The sequence below is a fragment of the Bradyrhizobium sp. genome (genome assembly GCF_028868675.1).
In the GTDB taxonomy this organism is placed as follows: Bacteria; Pseudomonadota; Alphaproteobacteria; order Rhizobiales; family Xanthobacteraceae; genus Bradyrhizobium.
On the sequence record NZ_JAGWUA010000169.1, the window covers coordinates 1 to 11094 of the forward strand.

At 66.7% G+C, this 11094-nt stretch carries 8 protein-coding genes; 4 read left to right on the forward strand and 4 right to left on the reverse strand.

The genetic code is table 11. The annotated features are described in order from the left end of the window. The 4 genes from KGM94_RS19210 to KGM94_RS19225 all read right to left on the reverse strand — a co-directional run. A partial coding sequence (locus tag KGM94_RS19210; RefSeq protein WP_300262932.1) for a cation-transporting P-type ATPase occupies nucleotides 1-510 on the reverse strand: 510 nt, incomplete at its 3' end. Between the two features lie 5 nt (nucleotides 511-515). Next, entirely contained in the window at nucleotides 516-827 is a 312-nt protein-coding gene (locus KGM94_RS19215) for a DUF3240 family protein (RefSeq protein ID WP_300262936.1), read from the reverse strand. After that, nucleotides 824-3898: a CusA/CzcA family heavy metal efflux RND transporter gene (locus tag KGM94_RS19220; protein ID WP_300262941.1), complete on the reverse strand. Its 3075-nt coding sequence runs from the start codon at nucleotides 3896-3898 to the stop codon at nucleotides 824-826. Before KGM94_RS19220 ends, KGM94_RS19215 begins: the two co-directional genes overlap by 4 nt. Further along, the gene (locus KGM94_RS19225) at nucleotides 3898-5037 is read right to left on the reverse strand and encodes an efflux RND transporter periplasmic adaptor subunit (RefSeq protein ID WP_300262944.1); all 1140 of its coding nucleotides are present in this window, start codon (nucleotides 5035-5037) and stop codon (nucleotides 3898-3900) included. The genes KGM94_RS19220 and KGM94_RS19225 overlap by 1 nt, the downstream gene beginning before the upstream one ends. 252 nt (nucleotides 5038-5289) lie before the next feature. Between KGM94_RS19225 and KGM94_RS19230 the strand changes: the two genes are divergently transcribed. The 4 genes from KGM94_RS19230 (at nucleotide 5290) to hflX (ending at nucleotide 10930) form a co-directional block, all read left to right on the forward strand. Next, the gene (locus tag KGM94_RS19230) at nucleotides 5290-7653 is read left to right on the forward strand and encodes a PAS domain-containing sensor histidine kinase (protein WP_300262947.1); all 2364 of its coding nucleotides are present in this window, start codon (nucleotides 5290-5292) and stop codon (nucleotides 7651-7653) included. Nucleotides 7654-7670: 17 nt separating this feature from the next. Further along, nucleotides 7671-9041, forward strand: a complete 1371-nt coding sequence (locus tag KGM94_RS19235; RefSeq protein WP_300262950.1) for a sigma-54 dependent transcriptional regulator — start codon at nucleotides 7671-7673, stop codon at nucleotides 9039-9041. Between the two features lie 246 nt (nucleotides 9042-9287). Continuing rightward, on the forward strand, nucleotides 9288-9536 hold the full coding sequence (gene hfq, locus KGM94_RS19240) for an RNA chaperone Hfq (protein WP_007591126.1): 249 nt from the start codon (nucleotides 9288-9290) through the stop codon (nucleotides 9534-9536). Nucleotides 9537-9547: 11 nt separating this feature from the next. Beyond that, nucleotides 9548-10930 carry a GTPase HflX gene (hflX, locus tag KGM94_RS19245; protein WP_300262955.1) on the forward strand — a complete coding sequence of 461 codons (1383 nt, stop codon included), beginning with the start codon at nucleotides 9548-9550 and terminating at the stop codon, nucleotides 10928-10930. Nucleotides 10931-11094: the final 164 nt, after the last annotated feature.

Sequence of the window (11094 nt, forward strand, 5' to 3'; positions counted from 1 at the left end):
ATCGGCATCGGCGGCGCGCTTGCGCACCGGAACGGATTCGCCGGTCAGCAGCGACTCGTCGGTCTGCAGGTCCTGCGCTTCGCGCAGCGAGCCATCGGCGGGGACGCGGTCGCCTTCGGCGAGCACGATGAGATCGCCGCGCACGACCTCGCGGCCGGCGATCCTCCGCCGCTCGCCATCGCGGATCACCAGCGCGCGCGGACTGGTGAGGTCGCGCAGCGCCTCCAGCACCCGCTCGGTGCGCGTCTCCTGGATCACGGTGATGACGATGGTCATGCCGCCGAACAGCAACAGGATCAGCGCTTCCTTCAGGTCGCCGAGCAGGAGATAGATCAGTCCCGCGCCGAGCAGCAGTGCGAGCATCGGTTCGCGCAACACCTCGACCGCGATGCGCAGCGACGTGCGGCGATCCTGGCGGGGCAGCTCATTGAAGCCTTCGGCTTCGAGCCGGGCGCGGGCCTCCCGTTCGGCCAGGCCGGACGTTGGGGTGGCGGGTTGCATCGTGGACATCGGCGTCAGTCGATCGTGCCGAAGTCCGTGACCGGCAGGATCCAATAGACGAGCCTGGTTCCGGCAAACGAAGCCCGCAGCCGTTCGATCAGACGATCGGCGTCGTCCCGTTGCAGAATGATCCGCACGGTCACCTGGTCAGCGTGTCCCTTGACGCGCTCGGCGGCGGTGTGGAGCCGGACGCTGGCGCCGTGTCCGGCGGCCTCCGATGCCGTGTATCCCGACACCAGATCGGTCTGTTCGCCGAGATAGTCGAACAGCTCGTCCCGAAGCTGACACGATGCAATCAGAATGAGGCAGACGGACGCCGTCGTCATTTGGCCTCCTTCGCAGCTCCGCCATAGCGGCGATACAGGATCGGCAGCAGGATCAGCGTGAGCAGGGTGGAGGACAACAGGCCGCCGATCACGACGATGGCGAGCGGGCGCTGGACCTCCGATCCCGGGCCCGAGGCGAACAGCAGCGGGATCAGTCCGAGCGCGGTGATGCTCGCGGTCATCAGCACCGGCCGCAGCCTGCGCCTCGCGCCTTCGACCACGATGCGTGCCTCGGAGAGGCCATGGGCGCGGAGCTGGTTGAAATAGGAAACGAGCACGACGCCGTTCAGCACGGCAATGCCGAGCAGCGCGATGAAGCCGACGGAGGCCGGCACCGACAGATATTCGCCGGACAAGACCAGCGCGAACACCCCGCCGATCAGCGCGAAGGGGATGTTGACCAGCACCAGCAAGGCCTGGCGGACCGAGCCGAAGGTCGTGAAGAGCAACACGAAGATCAGGCCGATCGCGACGGGGACCACGACGGACAGCCGCGCGGCGGCGCGCTGCTGGTTCTCGAACTGTCCGCCCCAGGTCAGCCGGTAACCGCTCGGCAGCGAAAGCTCGGCCGCGACTTTCTGCTGGGCCGCCTGGACGAAACCGACCATGTCGCGGCCGCGCACATTGGTGCGGACGACGCTCATGCGGTTGCCGTCCTCGCGGTCGATCTTGACGGGACCATCGACCCGCTGGATGCGGGCGACCTGGGACAGCGCGACGTGCTGCCCGGAGGCTAGCGTCAACGGCAGGCTCGCCAGCAGCGTCGGCGCCTCGCGCGTCATCTCGCCGCCGCGGACCAGGATCGGCGTACGGCGGCCTTCCTCCAGCGCCGTGCCGATGGTGCGGCCCTCGATCTGGGTGCGCAGGGAATTGGCGATGGAATCGACCGTCAGGCCGAGCCGGCCGGCCTCCATCCGGTTGACGGCGACGGTGTAGTACTGCGCGCCTTCGTTCAGCGTCGTATAGACGTCCTCGGCCCCATCGATGCCGGACAGGATCGACGACAATCTGGCCGCGATCTCGTTGAGCTTGGCGATATCGGGGCCGAAGATCTTGACGGCGACGTCGCCGCGCACGCCAGAGATCATCTCCTGCACGCGCATGTCGATCGGCTGGGTGAAGCTCAGCGACAGGCCGGGGAAGCCCGAGAGCACCTCGCGCAGCCTCGCCAGCAGTGCCTCCCGGTCCTGCGATTTGCGCTGTTCGGCCGGCTTGAGCACGAGGAAGGTATCGGTCTGGTTCGGTCCCATGGGATCGAGCCCCAATTCGTCCGAACCGGTGCGGGCGATGATGCCGGCGACGTCGGGCACCTTCAACAGCGCGGCCTGCAGCCGCGTGTTGATGGCGAGCGATTCGTCCAGATTGACGGAGGGCAGCGTCTCCACGCTGACGATGACGTCGCCCTCGTCCATGGTCGGCATGAAGGTCTTGCCGAGGTGGGTGTAGGCGTAGCCAGCGGCGACGAGGCCGACAAGCGCGGCCGCGATCACCTTGCGCTCGTTGTCGAGCGCCCAGTCGAGCGCCGGAGCGTAGACGCGCTGCGCCGCGCGGATCAGCAGGGGATCGCGATGCGAGGCCGATTTCAGCACGAAGGAGATCGCGACGGGAATGACGGTGAGGGCCAGCAGCAGCGAGCCCGCGAGCGCGAAGATGATGGCGAGCGCGACCGGGATGAAGAGCTTGCCCTCCAGCCCCTGCAGCGTCAGCAGCGGCACGAACACGATGATGATGATCAGCACGCCCGAGGTGACCGGCTGCAGGACCTCGCAGACCGAACGGAACACGATGTGGATCAACGGCGTCGCTTGGCTCGCCTCGTGCTTGCCGAGATTGCCGACGATGTTCTCGACGACCACCACCAGCGCATCGATCAGCATGCCGATGGCGATCGCAAGGCCCCCAAGGCTCATCAGGTTCGCCGACATCCCGGCTGCGCGCATCACGATCAGCGCGATGACGATGGCGAGCGGCAGGCTGAGCGCGATCACCAGCGATGCCCGCCAGTTGCCGAGGAACAGGAGGAGGAGGACGACGACGAGCACGGTGGCCTCGCCGAGCGCGCGCACCACGGTGCCGACCGCGCGGTTGACCAGATGGCTGCGGTCGTAGAACACGTTGATGGAGACGCTCTTGGGCAGCGTCGGCTGCAGCTCCGCAAGCCGCGCGCGGACGTCGCGCACGAGCTGGCCGGCATTGGCGCCGCGCAGGCCGAGCACGAGGCCTTCGACCGTCTCGCCGCGCGCGTCGATCGTGACCGCGCCGTAGCGGGTCAGCGCGCCGACCTTGACGCGGGCGACATCGTTGACGCGGATCGGAACGCCGTCGCGGGTGTCGACGACGATGGCGCGGATGTCGTCGATGCCGCGGATCGAGCCTTCGATCCGCACCAGCGCGCTGTCCTCGCCCTGGTTGACGCGGCCGGCGCCGTCGTTGCGGCTGTTGGCCTCGATGGCGCGGCGGAACAGCTCGTAGGAGATGCCGCGCGCGGCCAGCGCGTCGTTCAGCGGCACGATCTCGAAGGCGCGGACGTAGCCGCCGAGCGAATTGACGTCGGCGACGCCGGGAACGGTGCGCAGCGCGGGGCGGATCACCCAGTCGAGCAGGGTCCTGCGCTCCGCGAGCGACAGTTCCGGACTGTCGATCGTGAACATGAACATCTCGCCGAGCGGGCTCGTGATCGGCGCGAGCCCGCCGGTCACCCCGTCCGGGAAGTCGCGCGAGATGTTGGACAACCGCTCCGACACCTGGTTGCGCGCCCAGTAGATATCGGTGCCGTCCTCGAAATCGACCGTGATGTCGGCCAGCGCGTACTTCGTCGTCGAGCGCAGAATCTTCTTGTTGGGCAGGCCGAGCAGCTCGATCTCGATCGGAACCGTGATGCGCTGCTCGACCTCCTCCGGGGTGAGGCCCGGCGCCTTCATGATGATCTTGACCTGCACCGGCGAGACGTCCGGAAAGGCGTCGATCGGCAGGCTCGGCAGCAAGACGGCACCCGCGCCGATCAGGAGCAGGACGCTCAGGGCGACGAACAGCCGCTGCGACAGCGCGAATGCGACCAGTCGAGGGAGCATTATTGACCGGCTCCGAGCCGCGCGAGGATGCCGCGAAGCGCCGAGATGCCGCCGACGGCGACCTCGTTCTTGTCGCTGATCGCACCGGCGACGACGACATGGTCCTGGTCCTCGGCGAGCAGCGTGACCGGGAGCAGGCGGAAGCCGCCCTCGATGGCGACGAAGACCGAGGTCTGCTCGCCGCGCCGGACCAGGCCGCTATAGGGAATTTCCCAGGCGCTCTCTCCGGGCGACAGGAAGCTGATGCGCACCGCGGCGGTCTGGCCGGGATGCAATTCGCCATCGTTCGGGATCTCGGCGCGGACCAGGATCGTCTGGGTGGCCGCATCGGTGGTCTCCGACACCAGGATGACCCGGCCTGGCGTGGGGTAACCTTCGATGTCGATCCGCGCGCCGCTGCGGATCGCGCGGATGTTGGAGGCGGGAATCGCGATCTCGGCCCAGAGCGGCGACAGGCGCGCGAGCTTGACGAGAGGCGCGGCCTGCTCCAGCCGCTGGCCTGGCGAGACCGCGATGTCGACGACCGATGCTCCTTGCGGCGCGGCGACCGTCAGCGTTGCGCTGATCGCGGCCTCGTTGGTCAGCCGGGAGATCGCCTCATCGGACAGGCCGCTCAAACGAAGCATCTGCCGTCGCTCGGCGACCAGGATGCTGGCCTGGCGGGCCTCGGTCTGGCTCGTTTCCAGCACGCGCTGCGGCACAGCCTTGCCCTCGAACAGGTCGGCGTTCCGCTTGAGCTGCTGATTGGCCAGGACCTCCTGCGCGACCGCGTGCAGATAGTCGCGCTGCAGCGAGACGAAACTCGGGCTTTCCAGCGTCACGAGCGGCTGACCGGCCGTGATCCGGTCGCCACGCGCGACCGCCAGATTGGTGACCATGCCGGCGGCGGGCGCGCTGACCACCCACAATTGCGGGGTCGGGATCACGATCTGAGCCGGGTAGGGCAGCGTCTGGTCGGTCCGGCTCGACACCGGACGGGCCACGCGGATGCCGAGATTCTGGACCTGCGCCGGCGTCAGCTTGACGTCGTCCTCGGCCACCGCCGCGCAGGGCAGGCCGATGACGGACAGAGCGAGGAGGATACGACCGTTCCTCCACCAGGAGCGCAGGGGACGGCCCGTCTGATGGAGAGGGATCATTGGCCTGAACTTTGGATGAGATGATGGTGTTAAGATACGCGGTAAGTGCCGGATCGAGTTGACCTGCGTCAACCGCTGGGCGGTCCGAAGGGATCTCAGGGCCCTCGCCGCAAGAGCGATATTGCGTTCCGAGGATCGTGCGCAAAGTGGCCAACTGCCGCGCCGTGGAATTGTCGCAATTTGGCAACATTGTGATATGAATGCATCACTAGACCGCTCCAACGGCTTCCCTTTTCAGCATCCATTTCCGGAATGAGCAGCGCAGATACCTCGGCCGCAGCTTTCGAGACGTCACAGGCCGACGAGGCCAGGGGCTGGTCGCCGCGCCGGTGGCTCGCCGCGTTCGCGGTCGCCCTTGCGCTGCTCTCGGCCTTCCTGACCTTCGTGGTCCTGACCGGATTGACCCGGATCGAGCCGACCCGCGAGGTCGTGAGCTCGTTCCTGCTGATCAACGCCGGCACGATCCTGCTCCTGGTCGGCATCATCGTCCGCGAGGTCTGGCAGATGATCCAGGCCCGCCGGCGCGGGCGGGCGGCGGCGCGGCTGCATGTCCAGATCGTCGGCCTGTTCTCGATCATCGCCGTGCTGCCGGCGGTGCTGGTCGCCGTCGTCGCCAACGTCACCATCGAGCGCGGCCTCGACCGGCTGTTCTCCGGGCCGACCAAGGAAGTCATCGAGAACTCGCTGATCATCGCGCGCGCCTACACCTATGAGCACGCGCAGCTGATCCGCGGCGACATCCTGGGGATGGCCAACGACATCGCCCATGCCCGGCCGCTGTTCGACCAGGACCGCAGCACGTTCCGCGAACTGCTGACCGCCAGCGCCCAGTCCCGCAACCTGCCGGGCGCGCTCATCATCGACAAGGATCGCAATATCCTGGAGACGGCGCAGACCGGCATCCAGCAGAGCTTCCAGACGCCGCCGCCGGAGTTCTTGAGCAACGTCAACGAGACCGAGCCGCAGATCGCGGTGTTCCCGGACGCCAACTACGTCGCCGCGGTGATCCGGCTGCGGGCGTTCAACGACACGTTCCTCTACGTTGCGCGGCTTCTTGATCCGCGGGTCGTCGCCCAGCTCAAGCAGACCGAGGTGAGTGTCGCCGAATATGCGCAGATCGAATCGCGCCGGCTCGGCATCCAGGTCGCCTTCGCGCTGATGTTCGCGGTGATCGCGCTGACCATCCTGATGGCCTCGGTGCTGATCGGGCTCAACTTCGCCAACTGGCTGGTGGCGCCGATCCGCCGGCTGATGAACGCGGCCAACACGGTGTCGACCGGCAATCTCCACGTCCAGGTCCCCGTTCTCAAGTCCGAAGGCGATATGGCCCAGCTCGGCGAAACCTTCAACAAGATGACGCAGGAACTGCGCAGCCAGCGCGACGAGCTGGTCAACGCGAGCGAGCTGATCGACAGCCGGCGCCGCTTCATCGAGGCGGTGCTGTCCTCGGCGAGTGCCGGCATCATCGGCGTCGATACGTCGGGCAGCGTCGGTATCCTCAATCGTTCGGCCGAGAAGCTGATCGGGCATTCCGAGGCGGAAACGCTCGGCCATCCCCTGTCCGACGTGCTGCCCGAGCTCGACGACATGATGAAGACGGCGCGGGAAGGAACCCAGCGCCTGGTGCAGGGCCAGATCACGATCGCGCGCGACGGCCAGGAGCGCAATCTGTCGGTCCGCGTCAGCGCCGAGAAGACCAGCCAGCCGCACGACAGCTACATCATCACGCTCGACGACATCACCGAGCTGGTGTCGGCGCAGCGCACCTCGGCCTGGGGCGACGTGGCGCGCCGCATCGCTCACGAGATCAAGAACCCGCTAACGCCGATCCAGCTCTCCGCCGAGCGCATCCGCCGCAAGTTCGGCCGGACCATCACCGAGGAGAAGGACAAGACGATTTTCGACCAGTGCACCGACACGATCGTCCGCCAGGTCGACGACATCAGGCGCATGGTCGACGAGTTCTCGCGCTTTGCGCGCATGCCGAAACCGGTGATGGAGGGCGAGGACGTCGCCGACACCGTGCGGCAGGCCGTGTTCCTGATGAAAGTCGCCCATCCCGAGCTCGACATCGAGACTGTGTTCAAGGAAGACCCGCTGCGCGCGCAGTTCGACCGCCGGCTGATCTCGCAGGCCGTGACCAACATCGTCAAGAACGCCACCGAGGCGATCGAGCAGGTGCCCCCCGAGGAGCTCGGCAAGGATGGTGGAAAGGGCCGCATCGACGTCGTGGTCTCGCGCGACGGCGATGACGTGCTGATCGACGTCATCGACAACGGCGTCGGGTTGCCGAAGGTGGCGCGTTCGCGGCTTCTGGAGCCCTACGTCACGACCCGGGCGAAGGGCACCGGACTGGGATTGGCGATCGTCGGCCGCGTGCTCGAAGACCATGGCGGCCGGATCGAGCTGAAGGATGCCTCCGATTTCCGGGAGGGACAGCGCGGCGCCTGGATGCGGATGCGCTTTGCAATCTCCGGCCAGGCTTCGAAGGTCGAGGTCGGGGACCAGGCCGCGGGCGGCGGGGACCGGGAAACAAAGGCGGCGGCCGCCGAAACCAAAGAGCCGGCAGAACAGACTAATGATGAAGCAAAAATCAAAGCCTCAACAGGCAACTGACAGCACAGGCGCGACCCATGGCAAGTGAAATTCTGATCGTCGATGATGAGGCCGATATTCGGGATCTCGTCGCGGGCATTCTCGAGGACGAGGGATTCGTCACCAGGACCGCGCGCGACAGCGACTCGGCGCTCGCCGAGATCGCGAACCGCCGGCCGCATCTGGTGTTCCTCGACATCTGGCTGCAGGGATCGAAGCTCGACGGCCTGCAGCTCCTGGAGCAGATCAAGAAGGACAATGCCGACCTGCCGGTCGTCATGATCTCCGGCCACGGCAACATCGAGACCGCGGTCGCCGCGATCAAGCGGGGCGCCTACGATTTCATCGAGAAGCCGTTCAAGGCCGACCGCCTGATCCTGGTGGCGACGCGGGCGCTCGAGAATTCGCGGCTGAAGCGCGAGGTCAAGGAGCTGAAGCAACTCGCGCCGACCGCGAGCCAGCTCGTCGGCCGCTCGCCGAGCGTCAACCAGCTGCGCCAGACCGTGGAGCGCGCCGCCAAGGCGAACAGCCGCATCCTGATCGTCGGCCCCGCAGGCGCCGGCAAGGAACTGGCCGCGCGCACGCTGCATGCGGCCTCGGGCCGGGCAGACGGGCCGTTCGTCGTGATCAACGCCGCCGCCATCACGCCCGAGCGGATGGAGCACGAATTGTTCGGCGTCGAGCAGTCCAACGGTGAGCAGCCCCGCAAGCCGGGCGCCCTCGAAGAAGCGCATGGCGGCACGCTGTTCATCGACGAGATCGCGGACATGCCGCGCGAGACCCAGAACAAGATCCTGCGCGTGCTGGTCGAGCAGACCTTCCAGCGCATCGGCGGCACCGCCAAGGTGCAGGTCGACGTGCGCATCATCTCCTCCACGGCGCGAAACCTGGAGGAGGAGATCGCGGGCGGACGATTCCGCGAGGATCTCTACCATCGCCTGTCGGTGGTCCCGATCCGCGTGCCCGCGCTGTCGGAGCGGCGCGAGGACATCCCCGAACTGATCGACTATTTCATGGACCAGATCTCGGCGGCGACGGGCCTGCCCAAGCGGCAGATCGGTCAGGACGCCATGGCGGTGCTGCAGTCGCATGTCTGGCCCGGCAACGTCCGCCAGCTCCGTAACAACGTCGAGCGGGTGATGATTCTCGCCGCCGGCGGTCCGGAGGTCATCATCACCGCCGACATGCTGCCGCAGGACGTCGGCTCGATGGTCCCGGCGATGCCGACCAGCAACAACGGCGAGCACATCATGGGCCTGCCGCTGCGGGAGGCGCGGGAGGTGTTCGAGCGCGACTATTTGATCGCCCAGATCAGCCGGTTTTCCGGCAACATCTCGCGCACCGCGGAGTTCGTCGGCATGGAGCGGTCGGCACTACACCGGAAGTTGAAGGCGCTGGGCGTCGGTTGAGCCGCGGCGTTCCGGCCACACATGGACGCTAATCGAGTAAAACGATCGATTCCTGTCGTTTTTCGGTAGGAAGAGGCCGGGGCTGCTGCCTGAAGCGGCTTGCCTAATATTCCGACCTGTCCTCTAATCATACCGCCGACCTTCCGGAGGGGGATCTCAAGAGGGAAAGGCAGCCGGGGCAGGACCCATCAACAAGCGGGCCGCAGCCGGTGCAAATAAAAAGAAACTCAAAGCGAGACAACAACAATGGCGGCAGACCGCGCACAAAACCTACAAGACACCTTCCTCAATCACGTTCGTAAAACCAAGACGCCACTGACGATCTTTCTGGTCAACGGAGTAAAGCTGCAGGGAATTGTGACCTGGTTCGACAATTTCTGCCTGCTGCTGCGGCGCGACGGTCATTCGCAGCTCGTCTACAAGCATGCGATCTCGACCATCATGCCGGGCGCTCCGATCCAGCTGTTCGAAGGCGGCGAGGATCAGCCCGCTTGAGAGTGATCTGATTGGAACCCCGGAATCTCGACGGGGGCACCGACCGTCCGCGGTCGGAAGGGGGAAGACGGACGGGGCGGGTGATCGTCATCGGCCCCTATTTGCGGATGCGCGCGGGCAGCACCGACGCGCAGGCGGATGGCCATGTCCTGCGCGACACCGAGGCCCGGCTGGACGAAGCCAGCGGGCTTGCGCGCGCCATCGATCTCGTCATCGCCGATGCGCTGATCGCGCCGATCGGCCAGATCCGTCCCGCGACCTATCTCGGAAAGGGCAAGGTCGAGGAGATCGCCGGACTGATCAAGAGCCACGACGTCGAACTCGTGGTGATGGACTGCGCGCTCTCCCCGATCCAGCAGCGCAACCTCGAAAAGGCCTGGAACGCGAAGGTGCTCGACCGCACCGGCCTGATCCTGGAAATCTTCGGCCGCCGCGCCAAGACCAGGGAAGGCGCGCTGCAGGTCGAACTCGCCCATCTCAACTACCAACGCTCGCGCCTGGTGCGGTCCTGGACCCATCTCGAGCGCCAGCGCGGCGGCTTCGGCTTCATGGGCGGCCCGGGCGAGACCCAGATCGAGGCCGACCGGCGCCTGATCCAGGAGCGCATCGCGCGCCTCGAAGGCGACCTGAAGAAGGTGCAGGCGACGCGGCGCCTGCATCGTGCCGGCCGCCAGCGCGTACCCTATCGGGTGGTGGCGCTGGTCGGCTACACCAATGCCGGCAAGTCGACGCTGTTCAACCGCCTGACGCGCGCCGAGGTGCAGGCGGCCGACATGCTGTTCGCCACGCTCGACCCGACGCTGCGCGCGCTGACGCTGCCGCATGGCGGCAAGGCGATGCTGTCGGACACCGTCGGCTTCATCTCCAACCTGCCGACCCAGCTCGTTGCCGCCTTCCGCGCCACGCTCGAGGAGGTGCTCGAGGCCGAGGTCATCCTGCACGTGCGCGACATCTCGCATGAAGATGCCGAGGCGCAGCAGAGCGACGTCGACGCCGTGCTGCGCCAGCTCGGCATCAATCCGGACGATTCGAGCCGCATCATCGAGGTCTGGAACAAGATCGATCGCTTCGACGCGGAACAGCGCGAAGAGCTGCAGAACATCGCCGCGCGCCGGCCCTCGGATCATGCGGCGCTGCTGGTCTCGGCCGAGACCGGGGAGGGGGTCGAGGCGCTGCTTGCCGCGATCGAGGAGCGCCTCGCGGCCAAGCGCAGCACCTTCGATCTGTCGATCGACGCCGCCGACGGCGCCGGCATCTCCTGGCTGCACCGCAATTCGGAAGTGCTGGCCAAGGAGCTGCACGACGGCCGCTTCGACATGACCGTGCGGGTGGACGAGACCAAGCGGGACATCGTGGTGAGCCGGTTCGACGCCGTGCCGCATCACGCCGCATAGTCGCTGTCGTCCCGGACCCACAAGCACAGGACGTGGTTCGGTGGGTGGTACTAGCCCATCTTTCACGGTTGGCGGAAAAACCTGATTTGAATCAAGGGGCGCACCCCGAAGGTCTCCACTACAGCGCGGGGGCCGGGTAGCGGACTGCTGGCGGTGCCGTCGTA